23 protein-coding genes and 1 tRNA gene are annotated in these 18,681 nt (G+C 62.0%); 10 read left to right on the top strand and 14 right to left on the bottom strand.

What is annotated here, in order from left to right:
• Positions 1-17: 17 nt before the first annotated feature.
• Genes ACQ4WO_RS16040 through ACQ4WO_RS16060 form a run of 5 tightly spaced genes read left to right on the top strand, consistent with a single transcriptional unit; the run spans position 18 to position 5,608 of the window.
• On the top strand, positions 18-1,187 hold the full coding sequence (locus ACQ4WO_RS16040; RefSeq protein WP_436482302.1) for a CpaE/TadZ family protein: 1,170 nt from the start codon (positions 18-20) through the stop codon (positions 1,185-1,187).
• A 49-nt stretch (positions 1,188-1,236) separates the two neighbouring features.
• Positions 1,237-2,583 (top strand): TadA family conjugal transfer-associated ATPase, encoded by a 1,347-nt coding sequence (locus tag ACQ4WO_RS16045; protein ID WP_436482303.1) that lies wholly within the window; start codon positions 1,237-1,239, stop codon positions 2,581-2,583.
• 10 nt (positions 2,584-2,593) lie between these two features.
• On the top strand, positions 2,594-3,571 hold the full coding sequence (locus ACQ4WO_RS16050; protein ID WP_436482304.1) for a type II secretion system F family protein: 978 nt from the start codon (positions 2,594-2,596) through the stop codon (positions 3,569-3,571).
• 13 nt (positions 3,572-3,584) lie between these two features.
• Positions 3,585-4,523 (top strand): type II secretion system F family protein, encoded by a 939-nt coding sequence (locus ACQ4WO_RS16055; RefSeq protein ID WP_072455840.1) that lies wholly within the window; start codon positions 3,585-3,587, stop codon positions 4,521-4,523.
• An 11-nt stretch (positions 4,524-4,534) separates the two neighbouring features.
• Positions 4,535-5,608 carry a LytR C-terminal domain-containing protein gene (locus tag ACQ4WO_RS16060; RefSeq protein ID WP_436482305.1) on the top strand — a complete coding sequence of 358 codons (1,074 nt, stop codon included), beginning with the start codon at positions 4,535-4,537 and terminating at the stop codon, positions 5,606-5,608.
• Positions 5,609-5,674: 66 nt separating this feature from the next.
• Here ACQ4WO_RS16060 and ACQ4WO_RS16065 read toward each other — a convergent pair whose 3' ends face one another.
• Complete coding sequence (locus ACQ4WO_RS16065) at positions 5,675-6,664, bottom strand: EDSAP-1 family PEP-CTERM protein (RefSeq protein ID WP_436482306.1); 990 nt, start codon at positions 6,662-6,664, stop codon at positions 5,675-5,677.
• Between the two features lie 211 nt (positions 6,665-6,875).
• Complete coding sequence (locus ACQ4WO_RS16070; protein WP_436482307.1) at positions 6,876-7,250, bottom strand: hypothetical protein; 375 nt, start codon at positions 7,248-7,250, stop codon at positions 6,876-6,878.
• A gap of 151 nt (positions 7,251-7,401) precedes the next feature.
• Here ACQ4WO_RS16070 and ACQ4WO_RS16075 point away from each other — a divergent pair, with 151 nt between their 5' ends.
• Positions 7,402-7,713 (top strand): hypothetical protein, encoded by a 312-nt coding sequence (locus ACQ4WO_RS16075; protein ID WP_070304507.1) that lies wholly within the window; start codon positions 7,402-7,404, stop codon positions 7,711-7,713.
• A gap of 27 nt (positions 7,714-7,740) precedes the next feature.
• Here the strand turns inward: ACQ4WO_RS16075 and ACQ4WO_RS16080 are convergent, their stop codons facing one another.
• The 7 genes from ACQ4WO_RS16080 to petA all read right to left on the bottom strand — a co-directional run bounded on the left by ACQ4WO_RS16080 (position 7,741) and on the right by petA (position 12,456).
• Entirely contained in the window at positions 7,741-7,947 is a 207-nt protein-coding gene (locus tag ACQ4WO_RS16080) for a dodecin (protein ID WP_034753599.1), read from the bottom strand.
• A gap of 220 nt (positions 7,948-8,167) precedes the next feature.
• Positions 8,168-8,243, bottom strand: a tRNA-Thr gene (locus ACQ4WO_RS16085).
• A 26-nt stretch (positions 8,244-8,269) separates the two neighbouring features.
• On the bottom strand, positions 8,270-8,782 hold the full coding sequence (locus tag ACQ4WO_RS16090; protein ID WP_436482308.1) for a ClpXP protease specificity-enhancing factor: 513 nt from the start codon (positions 8,780-8,782) through the stop codon (positions 8,270-8,272).
• Positions 8,783-8,899: 117 nt separating this feature from the next.
• Positions 8,900-9,511, bottom strand: coding sequence for a glutathione S-transferase N-terminal domain-containing protein (locus tag ACQ4WO_RS16095; protein ID WP_010394154.1), 612 nt, complete (start codon positions 9,509-9,511; stop codon positions 8,900-8,902).
• Between the two features lie 120 nt (positions 9,512-9,631).
• Positions 9,632-10,396, bottom strand: a complete 765-nt coding sequence (locus ACQ4WO_RS16100) for a cytochrome c1 (RefSeq protein WP_436482309.1) — start codon at positions 10,394-10,396, stop codon at positions 9,632-9,634.
• A 36-nt stretch (positions 10,397-10,432) separates the two neighbouring features.
• Positions 10,433-11,845 carry a cytochrome b gene (locus ACQ4WO_RS16105; protein ID WP_436482310.1) on the bottom strand — a complete coding sequence of 471 codons (1,413 nt, stop codon included), beginning with the start codon at positions 11,843-11,845 and terminating at the stop codon, positions 10,433-10,435.
• 2 nt (positions 11,846-11,847) lie between these two features.
• Positions 11,848-12,456, bottom strand: coding sequence for a ubiquinol-cytochrome c reductase iron-sulfur subunit (gene petA / locus ACQ4WO_RS16110; protein ID WP_034753009.1), 609 nt, complete (start codon positions 12,454-12,456; stop codon positions 11,848-11,850).
• Positions 12,457-12,868: 412 nt separating this feature from the next.
• Here petA and mscL point away from each other — a divergent pair, with 412 nt between their 5' ends.
• From mscL to ACQ4WO_RS16130, 4 genes are read left to right on the top strand one after another with little or no spacing between them, the layout of a single operon-like run.
• Positions 12,869-13,318 carry a large conductance mechanosensitive channel protein MscL gene (mscL, locus tag ACQ4WO_RS16115; RefSeq protein ID WP_436482311.1) on the top strand — a complete coding sequence of 150 codons (450 nt, stop codon included), beginning with the start codon at positions 12,869-12,871 and terminating at the stop codon, positions 13,316-13,318.
• A gap of 41 nt (positions 13,319-13,359) precedes the next feature.
• A complete protein-coding gene (locus tag ACQ4WO_RS16120; protein WP_436482312.1) occupies positions 13,360-14,520 on the top strand; it encodes a Do family serine endopeptidase in 1,161 nt (386 codons plus the stop codon).
• Positions 14,521-14,541: 21 nt separating this feature from the next.
• Positions 14,542-15,234: a DUF2461 domain-containing protein gene (locus ACQ4WO_RS16125; RefSeq protein WP_034753016.1), complete on the top strand. Its 693-nt coding sequence runs from the start codon at positions 14,542-14,544 to the stop codon at positions 15,232-15,234.
• Positions 15,235-15,249: 15 nt separating this feature from the next.
• Entirely contained in the window at positions 15,250-15,594 is a 345-nt protein-coding gene (locus ACQ4WO_RS16130; protein ID WP_436482313.1) for a cupin domain-containing protein, read from the top strand.
• Between the two features lie 24 nt (positions 15,595-15,618).
• Here the strand turns inward: ACQ4WO_RS16130 and ACQ4WO_RS16135 are convergent, their stop codons facing one another.
• The 5 genes from ACQ4WO_RS16135 to ACQ4WO_RS16155 all read right to left on the bottom strand — a co-directional run bounded on the left by ACQ4WO_RS16135 (position 15,619) and on the right by ACQ4WO_RS16155 (position 18,582).
• On the bottom strand, positions 15,619-16,659 hold the full coding sequence (locus tag ACQ4WO_RS16135; protein ID WP_436482314.1) for an NAD(P)H-dependent glycerol-3-phosphate dehydrogenase: 1,041 nt from the start codon (positions 16,657-16,659) through the stop codon (positions 15,619-15,621).
• 36 nt (positions 16,660-16,695) lie between these two features.
• The gene (locus tag ACQ4WO_RS16140; RefSeq protein ID WP_436482315.1) at positions 16,696-17,157 is read right to left on the bottom strand and encodes an SH3 domain-containing protein; all 462 of its coding nucleotides are present in this window, start codon (positions 17,155-17,157) and stop codon (positions 16,696-16,698) included.
• 82 nt (positions 17,158-17,239) lie between these two features.
• Positions 17,240-17,713 (bottom strand): protein-export chaperone SecB, encoded by a 474-nt coding sequence (gene secB, locus ACQ4WO_RS16145; RefSeq protein WP_010394167.1) that lies wholly within the window; start codon positions 17,711-17,713, stop codon positions 17,240-17,242.
• A 160-nt stretch (positions 17,714-17,873) separates the two neighbouring features.
• Entirely contained in the window at positions 17,874-18,140 is a 267-nt protein-coding gene (gene grxC / locus ACQ4WO_RS16150) for a glutaredoxin 3 (RefSeq protein WP_034753025.1), read from the bottom strand.
• A gap of 25 nt (positions 18,141-18,165) precedes the next feature.
• Entirely contained in the window at positions 18,166-18,582 is a 417-nt protein-coding gene (locus ACQ4WO_RS16155) for a rhodanese-like domain-containing protein (protein ID WP_128141002.1), read from the bottom strand.
• Positions 18,583-18,681: the final 99 nt, after the last annotated feature.

The following is an 18,681-nucleotide window of genomic DNA, read 5'->3' on the forward strand; positions in this document are numbered from 1 at the left end:
AGAAGCGAGGAAGTGCGATGAAAGCCTTGATGATTAGCCGCGACACCAGCTTGCACGATGAAATTGCCGCGCAGGGGGCGGCCCGCATGCCCGTGCTGCGCCTGCTGGAACGGCGCAGCGGCCTGCGCGACGCCGTCGAGCGCATGCTGCCGGAAGCGCCGGAACTGGTGATTGTCGACGCCAGCGGCATCGACGCCGATGAAGCCGACCTGCTCGAGCGGCTGGCGCGCCAGTATCCGCTGGCCGTGCTGATGCTGCTCACGCGCGGCCAGCAGCAGGATGTTCTGATACGCGCCATGCGCGCCGGCATGCGCGAAGTGCTGCAGCTGCCGCTGGTGCACAAGGCCTTTCACGAGGCGATGGACAGGGTCGATATCCAGGCCGGCGTGACGCAGATGCGCGACGGCAAAGTCCTCGCCTTCATCTCGTGCAAGGGCGGCAGCGGCGCCACTTTTTTGTCGACGAATTTTTCCTACGCGCTGGCCAGCCTGGCCGGCTGCAAGGTGCTGCTGATCGACCTGCACGGCCAGTTCGGCGACGCCACCTTGTACGTGTCGGACCAGAAGCCGGCCATGACCCTGTCCGACATCTGCGCGCAGATCGCGCGCATGGATGGCGCCTTTCTCGCCTCGTGCCTGGTGCACGTGACGCCGAACTTCGGCGTGCTGGCGGCGGCCGACGACCCGTCGCACAAGGTCGACATGCAGCCCGAGCACATGGACCGCATCCTGGCCGTGGCGCGCCAGCACTACGACTACATCGTGCTCGACGTGGGACGCCAGATCGATGCGCTGTCGCTGCGCGCGCTCGACAACGCCGACGCCATCTATCCGGTGCTGCAACTGGCCTTGCCCGACATCCGCGACGGACGCCGCCTGCTCGACATTTTCCGTTCGCTTGGCTATCCGGGCGAGCGCCTGCGCCTGATCGTCAACCGCTATGAAAAGGGCGGGCGCCTGCGCCTGGCGGATCTGGAACAGGCGCTGGGCGCGGAAGTGGTGCACACGGTGCCCAACGATTACATCGCCGCCACCGACTCCGTCAACCAGGGCATCCCGCTGCTGCAGCTGTCGCGCACCAGCGCCGTGGCGCGCAGCCTGGCCGAACTGGTGGAGCTGGTGACGGCGCGCCGCGTGACGGAAAGCCGCGGCCTGTTCGACCGCCTGTTCAGCCGCAGCGAGGCCTAGGACAGGATAGATGTCAAGGCTCCCGCCGGGGGCCGTCATGGGAGCCGAGATGACTTTACGCGAACGCCTGGCGGCGAATGAAACGGTGCGCCCCGCCACGAATGCACAAGGCGCGCTGGCGCTGCACGCCTACCAGGAACTGAAAAAAACCATGCACCAGACGATACTCGACCGTATCGACCTGGAACGCTTGAAACGCCTGACGGCCGAGCAGTTCAAGCACGAGCTGGCGCTGCTGGTGCAGCGCGTGATCGAGGAAGAACGCATCGTGCTGAACCAGCATGAGCGCCATAGTCTGGTGCTCGACATCCAGCACGAGATGCTGGGCTTTGGCCCGCTGGAACCCTTGCTGGCCGATGCCAGCGTGTCCGACATCCTCGTCAATACCTGCGACAAGGTGTACGTGGAGCGGGGCGGGCGGCTGCAGCTGACGGATGTGACGTTCCACGACAATGCGCACCTGATGAAGATCATCGAAAAGATCGTCTCGCGCGTGGGGCGGCGGGTCGATGAATCGAGCCCGATGGTCGACGCGCGCCTGCCCGACGGCTCGCGCGTGAATGCCATCATTCCGCCGCTGGCCGTCGATGGGCCGATCCTGTCGATCCGGCGCTTTGCCGTGCAGCCGCTCACCATCGCCAACCTGCTCGATTACAAAAGCCTGACGCCGCCCATGGTGCAGGTGCTGCAGGCGCTGGGCCAGGCCAAGGTCAACATCCTGATTTCGGGCGGCACGGGCAGCGGCAAGACGACCCTGCTCAACGTGCTGTCCGGCTTCATCCCTGGCAGCGAGCGCATCGTCACCATCGAGGATGCGGCCGAACTGGCGCTGCGCCAGCCGCACGTGGTGCGCCTGGAAACGCGCCCGCCGAATATCGAGGGCAAGGGCGAAGTGAGCCAGCGCGCGCTGGTGCGCAATGCGCTGCGCATGCGGCCCGACCGCATCATCCTGGGCGAGGTGCGCGGCGCCGAGGCGCTCGACATGCTGCAGGCGATGAACACGGGCCATGAAGGGTCGCTGGCGACCATCCACTCGAACACGGCGCGCGACGCGTTGGCGCGGCTGGAAAACATGGTCGGCATGGCCAACGTGAACCTGACGCCGCGCGCCACGCGCCAGCAGATCTGTTCGGCCGTGACGGTGGTGATGCAAGTGTCGCGCCTGACGGACGGCGCGCGCAAGCTGGTCAGCCTGCAGGAAGTGACGGGCATGGAAGGCGACATCATCGCCATGCATGAAATCTTCCGCTTCGAGCAGACGGGTGTCGATGCCGACGGCAAGGTGCAGGGCCACTTCTGCGCCACGGGCGTGCGGCCCCGTTTTACGGAACGCCTGCGCATGTTCGGCGCGCCGGTGCCCGACAGCGTGTTCGACCCCGACCGCATCTACGAGTAAGGAGGGAGCCATGGACCTGGTCTTCTACGGCTTTGCCGTGCTGCTGTTCGCCGCCTGCATCCTGATGGTGGAAGGCGTCTGGCTGTGGTGGTCGGGCACGCATGGCAGCGCGGCGCGGCGCATCAACCGGCGCTTGCGGCTGATGGCGGCGCGCGGCGAAGGGGGCGGCGAGCGGGTCTCCATCCTCAAGCAGCGCCGCTATGCGCGTTCGCCTGCCCTGGAACGCTTGCTGCGGTGCGCGCCGCAGGCCGCAAAGCTCGACCATTTGCTGCTGCAATCGGGCCTGTCCTGGTCGGTGGCGCAATTCCTCGGCGGCACCGGCGCCTTGCTGCTGGCGGCCTTGCTGCTGCTGGCGGCATGGTCCATGCCCGTGCCCGGCGCCGTGCTGCTGTTGTCCTGCGCCGCGAGCGCACCGTGTTTGTGCGTGCTGCGCGCGCGCGCGGCGCGGCTGAAAAAGATCGAGGCGCAACTGCCGGAAGCGGCCGATTTCCTGGCCCGCGCGCTGCGCGCCGGGCACTCGTTTTCGAACGTGCTGCAGATGGTCGGCGATGAACTCAATGAGCCGATCAGCGGCGAATTCAAGATGGCGCACGAAGAGATCAATTACGGCGTGCCGATGAACGAGGCGCTGCAAAACCTGGCCGCGCGCATTCCGCTGACGGACTTGCGCTACCTCGTCATCGCCGTGCTGGTACAGCGCGAATCGGGGGGGAATTTGGCCGAAGTGCTGGTCAGCATCGCGCGCATCATCCGCGCCCGCTTGAAGTTGCTGGGGCAGGTGCGCGTGCTGTCGGCCGAGGGACGCATGTCGGCCTGGGTGCTGGGGCTGATGCCGGTGGTGATGATCGGCGTCATGGCCCTGGTCAACCCGCAATACATCCGCCTGCTGTGGACCGATCCCAGCGGCATCAAACTGCTGTGGTACGCAGCCGGCATGGTGGCGCTGGGTGTCGTGTGGATGCGCAACGTGATCCGCATCCGCATCTAAAACAGGAGGTGCTATGAGCGGTGCACAACTGCTGTTTCTCGTGATCGTCTTTGCCGTGGTGGTGGCGCTGGCCCTGCTGGCGTGGGTGATCTTCTTTCCCGGCACTTTGCGCCAGCGCCTGTTTGGCGCCACGGCGCCGGCCGCCAGCGAGGCGGTGGTGGAAAATGGCTGGGTGGAGAGGGTGGCGCGCGTGGCGCAGCCGTTCAGCAAGCTGTCGCTGCCGGAAGAGGGCTGGGAACGTTCGCCGCTGCGTACGCGTTTCATGAACGCGGGCTGGCGGCAAGCCAGCGCGCCGGCCCTGTACTTCGCGGCGAAATCCGTGCTGGCCCTGCTGTTTCCCACCGTGCTGGGCCTGTACGCGGCCAGCGCCATGGCGGCGCAGCTGCGCAGCGTGCTGCTGTTGCTGCTGTGCGTCAGCGCCACCATCGGCTATTACCTGCCCAACCTGGTGCTGGCCAGCACGGCCAAGCGGCGCCAGCGCGACATCTTTGAAAACATCCCCGACGCGCTCGACTTGCTGACCGTGTGCGTGGAAGCGGGCCTGAGCCTGGAGCGCGCGCTGGTGAAGGTGTCGGGCGAAATCCACATCAAGAGCGTGGTGCTGGCGCAGGAATTGCAGTTGGTGCTGATGGAAATGCGCGCCGGCTTTTCCAAGGAAAAGGCGCTGCGCAATCTGGCCCTGCGCAGCGGTGTGGAAGATGTCGACACCCTGGTCGCCATGCTGATCCAATCGGAACGTTTCGGCACCAGCATGGGCGATTCGCTGCGCGTGCATTCGGAAAACCTGCGCGGCAAGCGCAGCCTGCTGGCCGAGGAGGCGGCAGCGAAGATCGCCCTGAAACTGCTGTTCCCGCTAATCTTTTGCGTCTTTCCCACCCTGATGCTGGTGCTCATGGGGCCGGCCGTGATCGAAGTCTATCGCGTGCTGGTGCCGGCCATGGCCAGCCGCTGAAAGGAGTCACCATGCGCTTGACGATTTCCCGCCTGGCCGCCGCCTGCGCCTGCCTGGGCCTGGCCGCCTGTACCACGCAGCTGGCCCACGTGCCGGTGTGGCCCGACGCCGATGCCGCCTACGCGGCGGGACGCCAGCATGTCGAGCGGGGCGACTTGCCTGCGGCGCAAGCGGCTTATGAGCAAGCCCTGCGCAATGCGCCGCGCCACATGAACGCGCGCAACGGCCTGGCCGTGCTGCATGCGCAGCGTGGCGAACACGACGCTGCGATCGCCCATTGGTTGGCCTTGACGCAGGAAGCGGGCACGCCGCAGCCGCGGCAGGCCTATCTGTTCAGCAATCTCGGTCATGCCTATTATTTGAGCGGACGCGATGCGCAAGCGTTGACTGCGCTGGAGCAGGCGTGTCTGCTCGATCCGCTCAATGCGCTGGCATGGCGGCACCTGGCGCAGGTGCTCGAACGGCTGGGACAGCACGAGCGCGCCGCCGTCATGCGGCGCCAGGCGGCCAGCTTGCAGGAACACGATGTGCGGCGCGACATGGCCTTGTTGCGCGCCGAGGCGCCGCCGAAGCTTATGCCCGAGCCTGTGCCGGATGCGCCCGCCATGGCGCGCGTGGAGATCACGCAGAGCGATGGCATGGCCCGCCTGCGGCGCGTGCCGTCGGCCGTCGTGCGCAGCGTGCCCGCTGCCGCGTCGGTGTCTGTGGCGCCTGCACCGGCAGCCGGCGCGCCGCATCCGCGCCTGGAAATTGTGAACGGCAACGGCGTGCCTGGCTTGGCCGCCGCGCTGGCACGCAGCCTGGCCGGTGCGCCCGTGCAAGTGGTGCGCCTGGCCAATGAAACCAGCTTCCAGGTGGCGCGCACCCGCGTCGAATACCGGCCCGCGCAGGAACAGGCGGCGCGCCAACTGGCCCGCCAGCTCGGTATACAGGTGCGTACCCAAGTGCAGATCCAGGCCGCCGACTGCCCCGCCAGCGAGCTGCGCCTGGTACTGGGGCGCGACCTGAGCGACCCTGCCATGCTGCACCGCTATTATCTGCAGCAATTGCAGCTGGCGCGCCGGGCGCTGGCACTGCTCGGTTAACACGTTTTTATCGGCATAAAAAACGCGGCGCCTTTTGCGGGCGCCGCGTGTTTTTCATGCTGAGGCTTATTTCGGCTGGCGGCGGCGCGTAAAAGCCAGGACCGCCAGTCCCATGCCCAGCAGGAACAGGGTGCCAGGCTCCGGTACTTGCAAGGGATCGATGACGACGATGTCGGTGCGCGTGGACTTGGAAAAGTTCAAGGTGTAGCTGCCGGCCGGCAAAGCGAAATTCGAGGTCAGGGAAAACATCGCAAAGCCATTCGCAAAGGCGCGCGAGGTGGCCGGATCGTTGGTGCCTGCCGTCATGTTCAGGCTGAAGGGATCGAGGCTGCCGACCGTATGGTTGCCATTGACGTCGCTGCCATTGCTGGCGTCGCCATCGGGCGCGAACTGGAAGATCACGCCATCGGCATTCGCGTTCGACAGGCAGCCCACGGGACTGGAAGTATTGCACGAGATATTGAAGATATCCATGATCGATACGCTCGACTTGTCACCCATGGTCGTCACGCTGGTGCGCAGATCGCGCCGTCCCATGAAGCTGAAGGTGATGAAGCCGGCGCTCGACAGGGTCAGATTGACGGAGCCGGTGAGCGTGTCGCCAGCCGTGGCCGTGGCGGCGCCGACCGTGTCGCGCTGTGCTTCCGCAACGGCGCGCACGGTGGCGCCGCCATTGAGCATGTTGCCGAATGCGTGCGCGTCGCCGCGTGCGAACTCCAGAGTGGAACTGGGGCTGGGCGCGTAGTTATTTTGCGGCAAGCCGCCGCAGCCGCTGCCCGAACACACTTGCAGCACGTCGGCGTTGGCGGCCGGCCCCGTATTGACGGCGCGCGGATTGACGGCCACGCCGCCTTCGAAGAAGGCGCTGTCGCTGGCATTGCGGTTGGCGCCGGCCAGCGACAGCGCGCCGGCGCTGGTGGCGATGCGGAAATTGTTCAACTCATTGACGGCCAGGCCGTACGCACCGGCGTGCGCCTGAGCGCTGGTCAGCAAGCTTGCCGCCGCCAGTGCGCCCAGCCAACCCAGGGTCTTGTTTCGTGTGTGATCGACGTTCATCGCAGCCTCTTATCGTAGTCAGTCTCGAAAAATCCGGGGGAGAAAGAATCCAGAATGACCTGACTGGATTCATCTCGTAGACAGTGATAAGCAGCTTGCGTGCCACACAAAAAAAGCATATTGAATCAAGGGCTTGCGTAAAGCGAACTGAGCAGGTGGAAGCAAAGTGTAAGAAAGGCCGACGCCGCTTTGCCGGCGGTACCGGTCAGTGTCAGGTACCCCGGTGATAGCCGAGGTGGCCACCCGAATTGCGCGCGCAGCCGCAACCGATGCGCGCCACTTCCTCGCCTTTCGTCAGTTTCCAGTTGGTAATCGTCGTGTGCTGCCAGTCGATGTCGCTTTTCTTGACAGGTTTGACGGTCAAGGTGCGTGTTTCCGCATCCGTGTACTCCATCAGCTCCTCGTCGTCGGCGATGTCGAAATGGCGGTGGATCAGGGAAATGCCGAAGCGGTCAAGGGCGCCGTAGCGTTGCAGCACGTCGCGCAATTCGCGAAAGCAGGCGAGGTCGTCGGGCAGAAGCGGATTGACGGCGGAAATATCGGCGACGGGCTGCCATTGCATGGCGTGGATGTTCAGGCTGTGCATGATAGGCTCCTGTGCCCCGTGATGGTAGGACCAGGCTGCCAGAGGGGTACTGGCACGCCTGTCGAAACGTCCATCGTGGCCGCAAAGCCGCTGCGGCGTTTGCGCCAGATCAAAGGTGCGGCACATCGCGCCTTGGCCGGTAAAATAGGCCATGGCAAACAAAACCCCCACTTTCCCCGGCGCACGCACGGGCCGCGGCCAGGTCCTGGCCGTGCTGCTGTCGAACCGCGACCAGTCCGGCGCCGAACCGCTGCAAGGCCGCGTCTCGCTGGCCGCCATCGTGAAAGCGCTGAAACGCAAATACCACTGGCCGATCGAGACGCACAGCTTTCCCGCCAACACGCAGGACGGCCGTGCCAGCTGGGCGACCGTCTACAGCTTGCCGGAAAAGGTCATAGAGACCGCGCTCGACAGCGGCGGACGGGAATGGCTGGAGAGCCGGGGAGTACCTGGGCGGCGCTGAGCGCGCCGCCCGCCTTGCTCGATCCCTTTATTCGAGCCGGAAGCCGACCTTGAGCGTGACCTGGAAATGCGCCACCTTGCCGTCGACGATATGGCCGCGCGATTCCGTCACTTCATACCAGTCCATATGCTTGACCGTCAGCGCCGCCTTGGCAATGGCATCGCGTATCGCCTGATCGCTGCTCTCGGTCGAAGTGCCAACCAGTTCGATCAGCTTGTAAGTGTGTGCGGACATGATATTTCCCCCGGTAGGCAAGTCAGATGACGGGAGCCTGCTTTGCGCAAGCACGTGCTCATCTTGCGCCTAAATGTGCTGGACGTCATTGCGCGGTGCAGCAATGCGTCAACCTGAATGACGATGCGTTTCAGTGTCCCGGATGGCTCCCGCAGGCGGGAGAAAAAGAAAAAAGGGCTACCAGCCGAAGCGGGTAACCCTTTGATTTCCTACTGAATTCTGGTGCCGACTGCCGGTTTCGAACTGGCCACCTGATGATTACAAATCAACTGCTCTACCAAATGAGCTAAGTCGGCAAAAACTGCGCGTTGCGAATTATACGCTATTTAATGCGTGTCAGGGTCGGACGGCCGCCTTTTTTTGGTGGCTCGTCGTCGCCGGGCGTGGCGCTGTCGCGCTGTTCGGGGGAGCTGGTCGGCACGGACGACAGGGTCGGGGCGCTGGCGGTGGGGGCGAGCACTGGCGGCGGGACGTCGGCGGAGGCCGGGCTGTCCGTCGGTTGCGCATTGGGGTCATCGTTGCCCAGCACAGGCTCGAAGGCCATGCCCTGGCCGTTTTCGTTGGCGTAGATGGCCATCACGTTGTCGACCGGCACATAGATTTCGCGCGAGACGCCGCCGAAGCGGGCGTGAAAGCGGATGGCGTCGTTGTCCATCTTCAGGCCGCTGGTGGCGCCGAAGCTGATGTTGAGCACGATTTCGCCCTTTTTCACGTATTCCATCGGTACCGTGGTGCGCGAATCGACTTTGACCGCGAGATAAGGCGTGTAGCCGCTGTCGGTGCACCACTCGTAGATGGCGCGCAGCATATAAGGTTTGGTTGAGATTTCAGACATGGTAGGCACTGTGAGGCGGGAGCGCCCCTGTCAATGACAGGGTGGCGCACCGGTAATTCAAAAGACTGGCTGCTGACGCAAAATGTCCCGGCAAGCGCGGCCTGCCGGGAATATCTTTTAACGACGCATCACTTTTTCCGAAGGAGTGAGTGCTTCGATATAGGCTGGACGCGAGAAGATGCGTTCGGCGTATTTCATCAGCGGTGCGGCCGTCTTCGACAGTTCGATGCCGTAGTGGTCCAGGCGCCACAGCAGCGGCGCGACAGCCACGTCGAGCATCGAGAATTCGTCGCCCAGCATGTACTTGTTTTTCAGGAACAGTGGCGCCAGGGTCGTCAGGCGGTCGCGGATTTCCGCGCGTGCCTTGTCGTGGGCCTTGTCGTTGCTCTTGGCGCGTTCGCTTTCCAGCACGTGCACGTGCACGAACAGTTCTTTTTCGAAATTGAACAGCATCAGGCGCGCGCGGGCACGCATCAGCGGATCGGCCGGCATCAGTTGTGGATGCGGGAAGCGCTCATCGATGTACTCGTTGATGATGTTCGATTCATACAGGATCAGTTCGCGCTCGACCAGGATAGGCACTTGGCCATACGGGTTCATGGTCGAAATGTCTTCCGGTTTGTTGAACAGGTCGACGTCGCGCACTTCGAAGTCCATGCCTTTTTCAAACAGAACCAGGCGGCAGCGTTGCGAAAATGGGCAGGTTGTACCCGAATAGAGAACCATCATTTTTTATAGTTCCTTAGAAACAAAGGGGGTGAAGCCGCGAACGGCTCACCCCAGGTCGCTTGTCCACTCATGCGGACAACGCAGAAACAGGCATAAACCGGCCTATGGCCGGCGCCTCACTTATTTGACTTCCTTCCAGAACGACGCGTTAAGGCGCCATGCCAGCAGAGCAAAGACCGACAGGAACAGCAGCACCCACACGCCCAGGCGCTTGCGTGTTTGCTGTGCCGGTTCGGCCATCCACTCCATGTAGCCGACCAGGTCGGCTACCGCATTGTCATACTCGATCTTGTTCAACGTACCTGGCTTGACCTGCTCGAAGCCGGTAAATTTGTGGATCTTCTTGCCAGCTTCGTGCGGATCATTCTCTTCCACGAACTTGGCAGTCTGGATACCTTGCAATTCCCACAATACATGCGGCATGGCAACATTCGGCACGACCATGTTGTTCCAGCCGGTCGGACGAGTGTCGTCTTTATAGAACGTACGCAGGTAAGTATACAGGTAGTCGCCGCCTGTGCCAGCGGAAGATGATTTCGCGCGCGAAATTACCGACAAATCCGGCGGTACGACGCCAAAGAAGGCCTTGGCGTCCTGCGCTGCCAGACTTGTCGTCATCAGGTCGCCCACTTTATCACTGGTGAACAACAAGTTCTGCTTGATCTGGTCTTCCGTCAAGCCCAGGTCGCGCAGGCGGTTGTAGCGCATCGACACGGCAGAGTGGCAATTCAAGCAATAATTGACGAACAATTTGGCGCCATGCTGCAGCGCTGCCATGTTGGTCTGGCGGTCAGGTGCCTTGTCCAGCGGAAAGCCGCCTTCGCTGGCGAGAGCCATGGCGGGCACGAGTGCCAGGATGGCGAGCAGTTTTTTTGCAATCTTCATATGATGTATGTCCTTTGAGCGTGGCGTGAGAGCGGCTTAGTGCGGGTGAAACGTCACACGCGACGGCACGGTCTTGAACTTGCCCATGGCACTCCACCATGGCATCAGCAGGAAGAAGCTGAAGTAAATCAGGGTGCACACTTGCGACACGATGGTTTTTGCATCTGTTGGCGCCTGGGTCCCGAGGTAGCCGAGGATCAGGAACGACAGGCCGAAGATGGCATAGATGTATTTGTGCCAGGTCGGACGGTAGCGGATCGATTTCACCGGCGAATGATCGAGCCATGGCAGGAACGCCAGGATCACGACGGAACCGCCGAAGAACACCACGCCCCAGAATTTCGCGTCCAGCACCTGCGGCAGCATGCCGATGATGGCGACGATGGCAATGCCGGCGATGACCGACTTGACGGTCGTCGACAGGCGCGACTTGAGCCAGATGAACACCACATAGGCGGCCACGACACCCATCAGCACGTACATGAAGTCGGCCGTGGTGGCACGCAGCACCGAGTAGAACGGCGTGAAGTACCAGGTTGGCGCGATGTGCAGCGGGGTCTTCAGCGAGTCGCCTGGCAGGAAGTTGTTGTATTCCAGGAAGTAACCGCCCATTTCCGGCGCGAAGAAGACGACGGCGCTGAAAATGACGAGGAAGATCGATACGCCGAACAGGTCATGCACGGTGTAGTACGGATGCGAAGGAATCGAATCGACCGGGTGGCCATCGGCGCCCAGGTTTTCCTTCACTTCGATGCCGTCCGGATTGCTCGAGCCGACTTCATGCAGGGCGATCAAGTGCGCTGCAACCAGGCCCAGCAGAACCAGCGGGATGGCGATCACGTGGAAGGCGAAGAAGCGGTTCAGGGTCGCGTCGGAGACGACGTAGTCGCCGCGGATCCACAGCGACAGGTCAGGGCCGATCAGCGGGATGGCGCCAAACAGGTTGACGATCACTTGGGCGCCCCAGTACGACATCTGGCCCCATGGCAACAGGTAGCCGAAGAACGCTTCGGCCATCAGGCACAGGAAGATGGCGAAACCGAACAGCCAGATCAGTTCACGTGGCTTGCGGTACGAGCCGTACAGCAGGCCGCGCGTCATGTGCAGGTAGACGATGATGAAGAAGGCCGAGGCGCCTGTCGAGTGCATGTAGCGCACCAGCCAGCCCCACGGTACTTCGCGCATGATGTACTCGACGGAATTGAAGGCCAGGGCCGCATCCGGTTTGTAGTGCATGGTCAGGAAGATGCCGGTGACGATCTGCAAGACCAGCACCAGCATGGCCAGCGAGCCGAAGATGTACCAGAAATTGAAGTTTTTCGGGGCGTAGTATTTGCCCCATTGGTCGTTCCACAGCTTGGTCAGGGGAAAGCGGTCATCGACCCAGCCCAGCGCTTTTTCGGCGACGGGAGCGTCTGTCGGGAATTTCGTCTCTTTGAAAGCAGCCATGATCAAGCCTCGCCTTTCTCGTCTTTACCTATCAGCAATTTGGTGTCGCTCAGATACATGTGACGCGGCACTTGCAGGTTGTCCGGCGCCGGCTTGTTCTTGAACACGCGGCCAGCCATGTCGAAGGTGGAGCCGTGGCAAGGGCACAGGAAGCCGCCTTCCCAGTCATCGGGCAGCGACGGTTGCGGGCCGGGGGCAAATTTCGAGGAAGGGGAGCAGCCCAGGTGGGTGCAGATGCCGACGGCGACGAGAATTTCAGGCTTGATCGAGCGTGCCTCGTTCATGCAGTATTCAGGCGTGAATTCGGCGGGATTGCGTTGGGAATTGGCATCGGCGACTTTGCCGTCGGTCTTTTTCAGGGACGCGATCATTTCCGGCGTGCGCTTCAGGATCCAGACCGGCTTGCCGCGCCATTCGACGGTGCGCATTTCGCCGGGTTGCAAGGTGGTGATGTCTACTTCGACCGGCGCGCCAGCCGCTTTCGCGCGCTCCGACGGCTGGAAGGTGCTTACCAAGGCTCCCGCGGTTGCCAATCCAACTACACTGCCCGCCGCGCACGTGGCGACGAGCAAGCCGCGACGGCCTGAATCGACCTGCTTTTCGTTACTCATGCAAACCCCAATCAGTCAAAATGCGAATCTTTATTATGAGTGGCAGCCGCGAAAAACCCGTCGCCGAAGCTCTATCCCACTGATTGCCGCGATCCGCATCTTTGTACGGTAACGTGGCAACATCCCTGCGGAACTTCGGCCAATGGCGCAGCCCGTGCCAGTTTCTTGTTGATTATCCGGAAGTGAAAAAGCCACTTCTGGCAACCGCAAATTATAAGTGAAGCAAACAACGAATAAAACAAAAACGTTGCTTGTACCATAATTTATATACTTTTGCAGGAGGTGGCTAGTTCTTTCGAACTAGATGCGCATGGCTGTGCCGGAATTGGTCCTGCCGGCAACCACAAGTTGGTGTCCCCAGGAATCAATAGTATGATCGGCATGTTTTTATATCTATCCGAAGGAGAAATTCATGGCAATGATGCAAGAATTTAAAGAATTTGCAATGAAGGGTAACGTCGTCGATCTGGCGGTCGGTGTCATTATCGGTGGTGCCTTCGGCAAGATTGTCGATTCGCTGGTGCAAGACGTGATCATGCCGCCTATCGGCCGCATTTTCGGCGGCCTCGATTTCGCCAACTACTACCTGCCCCTGAATGGCCAAGCCACCACCCTGACCCTGGTGGAAGCGAAAAAGGCGGGCGCCGTGCTGGCCTACGGTAACTTCCTGACCATTCTGCTCAATTTCGTCATTCTGGCCTTCATCATCTTCCAGATGGTACGTCTGATGAACAAGGCCCGCCGCAGCGAGCCGGTCGCGCCGGCAGCGGCACCGGCCACGCCGGAAGACATCGTGCTGCTGCGTGAAATCCGCGACTCGCTGCAGAGGAACGGACAGAATAGCAACGATCTGGCAAAATAAGTCGTTCCGGCACGAGCCGGCTGACTTGGGCAGAGAACTGTATGCGACGATTCTGGTTATTGTTTGCGCAAACCGTGACGATCGCGTTGGCGCTGTACTTTGTGTACGGTGCGCTGCGCCCGGCCAGCCGGGTACAGCAACTGGGTTCTCCCGCGAAACCGGTGCCCGTGGTGGAAACGGCGTCGAGCAGCCTGGCGCCCGGCTCCTACCGCGACGCGGCGGCGCGCGCCATGCCCGCCGTCGTCAACATTCTCACCCTGCAAGTACCCAAGCGCGGCGCCCATCCGCTGGCGCGCGATCCCTTCTTCAAGCGTTTCTTCGGCGACCGCGACCCGGACGACGGGGATGACGACGACTTGAAAAACAGCCTCGGCTCCGGCGTCATCGTCAGCCATGAAGGCTATGTGCTGACCAACAACCACGTGGTCGAAGGCGCCGATGAAATCGAAGTGGTGCTCACCGATGGCCGCAAGGCGCCGGCCAAGGTGGTGGGCCTGGACCCGGAAACGGACCTGGCCGTCATCAAGATCGACCTCGACAAGCTGCCCGTCATCGTGCTGGGCCAGTCGGAACTGGCGCGCGTGGGCGACGTGGTGCTGGCCATCGGTAACCCGTTCGGCGTGGGCCAGACGGTGACCATGGGCATCATCTCCGCCCTGGGGCGCAACAATCTGCACATCAACAGTTTTGAAAACTTCATCCAGACGGATGCGGCGATTAACTTCGGCAACTCGGGCGGCGCCCTGGTCGACACGCGCGGCAATCTGATCGGCATCAATACGGCGATTTACTCGCAAAGCGGCGGCTCCGTCGGCATCGGCTTCGCCATTCCCGTGTCGACGGCCAAGACGGTGATGGAAGCCATCATCAAGGATGGCCACGTGGTGCGCGGCTGGATCGGCGTGGAAACGCAGGACATCACGCCCGAGCTGGCGCAAAGCTTCAACTTGCAGCGCACCAGCGGCGCCATCATCGCCGGCGTGGTGCGCAACGGCCCGGCCGACAAGGCGGGCATCGTGCCCGGCGACATCCTGCTGGCGGTGCAAGGCAAGCCCGTGGGCGACACGACGGAAATGCTCAACCTGATCGCCCAACTGCCGCCCGGCGAAAAAGCTAAAATGACGGTGCTGCGCAAGAATCGCGAAGCGGCACTCGACGTGATGGTGGGCAAGCGCCCCATCCCGAAAGAGCTTTCCAAATAGTTGCTGATCGGAATTTGACACATGCATGTGCGTGATTTGACCCAATTTTTACGTGAACTGAGCGACAACAACAATCGTCCCTGGTTTGTGATGAACAAGCCCCGCTACGACATCCTGCGCGAGGAATTCCTGGCGCTGGTCACCAGCCTGATCGGCGAGCTGGGCAAGTTCGACCCGGCCGTGAAATATTGCAATCCGAAGAAGGCCATGTTCCGCATCAACCGCGACGTGCGCTTTGCCCATGATAAAAGCCCGTATAAAACGCGTTTTTCGGCCGCCATCGCGCCGAACGACATGCGCCGCCCCAGCAAGGCGGGCGGTCCCACGTATTATCTGCAGATCGACGGCCAGGGGAACCTGCTGTTCGGCGCCGGCGAGTACATGCCGCCACCGGGCCGCCTGAAGGCGCTGCGCGAGCACATGGTCAACGATGCGCCAGGCTTTTCCAAAGTGCTGAAAAATAAGCGCTTGAAGGCCCGTTTCGGCACCATCCAGAACGAGGGCAAGCTGCAGCGCCCGCCGAAGGGGTTTGACGCGGACGCCGAACATATCGAATTCATCAAGCTGAAGAGCTTTTTCGTCTGGACCGAAGTGCCGCTACCCGTCAATGCCCCCGAGAAACTGCTGCCGACTCTGGCGGAAGGCTTGAAGGATGCGTGGCCGCTGGTCGAGTGGATGCGCGGCGCGAAAGAGCCGGAGGAAGTCACCGAGTAATTGCTGAAGGAGCACATGATGGCATTGGAGCATGCAAGTTCAGGACAGGTGATCGACGTGCTGCGCAGGGACGGCGGCGACCTGTCGCAGTTTTCCGCCATTGCGCTGGCCAAGACGGATGAGCTGGAATTGATCCGCATGTGCATGCCCAAGGGCAAGACCATGCCCGAGCATCATGTGCTTGGTGAAATCACCTTGCTGTGCCTGCAAGGGCAGGTGGCGGTGGAAGCGCATGGCGGCGTGCAAGTGCTGGGGCCGGGGCAGATGCTGTACCTGCTCGGCGGCCAGGCGCACGCCCTGGAAGCGCGCGAAGACAGTCTGTTGCTGCTGACGATCTTGATGGCCAAGGCGGGGCGCTAGGTTTCCCTGGCGGGTCAGGACACCTTAGGCCGCTTCGGCGCGCGGGTCGCGCGACAGCAGTTGCTGCACCATCACGTGCGGCAAATCCCCATCGAACAGCACGCCGGCCACCGCATTGGTGATCGGCATGTCGACGCCCATGCGGCGCGCCAGTTCGCGCACGGCCTTGGCGCACGGCACGCCTTCGGCCACGTGACCGAGTTCGGCCACGATGGTGTCCAGCGCCTTGCCTTGCGCCAGGCCCAGGCCGACTCTGCGGTTGCGCGACAGGTCGCCCGTGCAAGTGAGTATCAAATCGCCCATGCCGGTCAAGCCCATGAACGTTTCCGTCTGGCCACCTAGGACCGTACCCAGGCGCGTGATTTCCGCCAGGCCACGCGTGATCAGCGCGGCGCGCGCATTCAAGCCCAGGCCCAGGCCGTCGGCCACGCCGGTGGCAATGGCCAGCACGTTCTTGACGGCGCCGCCCACTTCCACGCCTACCAGGTCGTCGCTCGCATACACGCGGATGGTGCCGCCATGCAGGGCCGAGACGACGGCGCCGCGCAACGCCGCGCTGTGCGAAGCGATGGTCAGCGCGCACGGCAAGCCGCGTGCCACTTCCTGCGCGAACGAGGGGCCGGACAGGGCGCCGCCGGGGATAGTGTCGCCCAGCACTTCCTGCACGATCTGGTGCGGCAGCAGGCCGGTGCCGCCTTCAAACCCTTTGCAGAGCCATACGAGGTTGCCGATGGCCTTGTCTTTCAGCTGATGCAGCATGGGCCGCAAGCCCGCCACGGGGCAGGCGGCGATCAGCAGGCCGTGTTCGCCACTGGCATGCGCGACGGCGGCGTCGAAATCGGCGCTGATGCGCAGTTGCGGCGGCAATGGGAAACCGGGCAAATAACTGTTTTCGCCGTTGGCGGCCATGGCGGCCATGGCGTCGCCGTTGCGGCCCCACAGCAGCACGTCGTGGCGGCCGGCCAGGGCCATGGCCACGGCCGTGCCCCAGGCGCCGGCGCCCAGGAGGGTGATCTTGCGGGCGGCGGGAATACTATCGGGAGTGACTTCAGGAGAAACTTGCATGCAACCTCAACGGGGCAGGGGAAACGGGCACGGTGCTTACAAGCCCCACACTTCGCTGGTCTTGACGTAGCCGCTCAGGCCATCCTTGTGGCGTACCTTGACCCAGCCGGAGCTCGCTTGCTCGCTCATTTCCAGCAGCACGCCCTTGTCGACGAGGAGGATGGCGGAGGCGGCATCGTCGGGGCTGGCGCGAACCTTGAGGTTTGCGGCGCGCGCCACGACGTTGCGCTTGGCCGACAGGCCCTTGGCTTCCGTCCAGGCCATTTCGCCGCTGGCGTCGCGTACCTTGACCCATTCGCCGTAGCTGAGCACGACTTCCAGCGGCATGCCGCGTGGCGCCACGTACAGCTTGCCGCCCTTGGCGGACGGCGCGTCATACAGGATCACGGGGGCTGCTCCCACCGTCTTGAAATCGACGGCGTGGCTGGCGGCGGTCGCCAGCAGCAGCACGGCGCCGGCCATCCAGCGGAACTTGCTCAAGAGCGCACTTTTCAACATGATATTTTGAACCTTAACGAAACACGGCGGCCAGGCCGCCGTGTCAGGCCAGCCTTGACGGCTGGCGGGGTCTTGCAAGAGCTTAGTGCGTTTCGCTGGCTGCGGGTGCTGCTGCAGCGGCGTCAGCAATAGCTTGCAGACGTTGTTGGTAGAACACTTCGAAGTTGATCTCGGCCAGGTGCACTGGCGGGAAGCCGGCACGGGTGATCACGTCGGCGATGTTGGCGCGCAGGTAAGGGTAGATGATGTTCGGGCAGCCGATTCCCAGCAGCGGATCGAGTTGATCGGCAGGAATGTTGCGTGCTTCGAAGATACCGGCTTGCTTGCCTTCAACCAGGAAAGCGACTTTATCGCCGACTTTGGCGGTGACGGTGATGGTCACGGTGGCTTCGAAGATGCCGTCGGCCAGAGGCGCAGCGCCCACGTCCAGAGCTACTTCGATCGCTGGTGCTTCTTGTTCCAGGAAAATAGCTGGGGAATTTGGTTGTTCCAGCGACATGTCTTTCAGGTAGACGCGTTGGATTTGGAAGACTGGTTGCAGGTTTTCGTCAGACATGGAACGCTTTCGTTGTAAAGGACAAGAACGGCACACCGTTCAAATATGGTGCTTGCGGTATGTAAACCGCGCCGGATAGGCGCGGCCAGATCAGGTGCGAGGGCAATTGTATCAAAACAATACGACAAAAAACCAAGCAATTTCTCGAACCAGCTTTATATCAGGCTGCCGTGCCATTTAACAAGGGGTCGAGCTTGCCAGCTTGATCGAGCGCATACAAATCGTCGAATCCGCCCACGTGGGTGTCGCCCACATAGATTTGCGGCACCGTGCGGCGGCCCGTGCGTTCCATCATCTTGATGCGCTCTTCCGGGTCGAGGTCGACGCGGATCTTTTGCACGGCGACGCCCTTCGATTCCAACAGGCGCTCGGCGCGTACGCAATACGGGCACACGGCGGTGCTATACACAATTACGGGTACGGTCATGATCATTCCTTCAGTTAAGGCTGGCTTATTTCGCCAGCGACAAGGTTTTCAATGGCAAACCTTGCTTTTTCCATTCGTCGAGGCCGCCTTCCAGACTCGTTGCCTCAGCGAAACCAGCTTTGCCCAGCAGGCCGACGGCGGTTGCCGAACGCGAACCTTTCTGGCAAACCACTACAATGGGGCGCGTTTTGAATTTTTCCAGTTCGCCCAGGCGTTTTGACAGTTCCGGCAGCGGAATATTTTTTGCGTCAGGCAAGTGGCCCGTGGCGAATTCTTCCGCGCTGCGCACGTCGACGATGACGCTCTTGCCACGGTTGATCAGTTGCGTGACTTCCAGCACGGTCGCGCGCTTGCCGCGCATCGACAGCAGTGGCCAGAGGAGGGCGCCGCCGGAAATAATGACGATGGCAAACAGAAAAATGTGGTCGATAATGAATTTCACGTAGGGTCCAATGGTTTAAGTCAATCCGCGCATTATAAAATAGAAGCTGGACGAGGTCTTTTTACGTTTTGCTTTTTTGATTTGAACCCCTTGAGAAGA

The organism is Janthinobacterium aestuarii (assembly GCF_051380835.1).
Taxonomy (GTDB): Bacteria; Pseudomonadota; Gammaproteobacteria; order Burkholderiales; family Burkholderiaceae_D; genus Janthinobacterium; species Janthinobacterium aestuarii.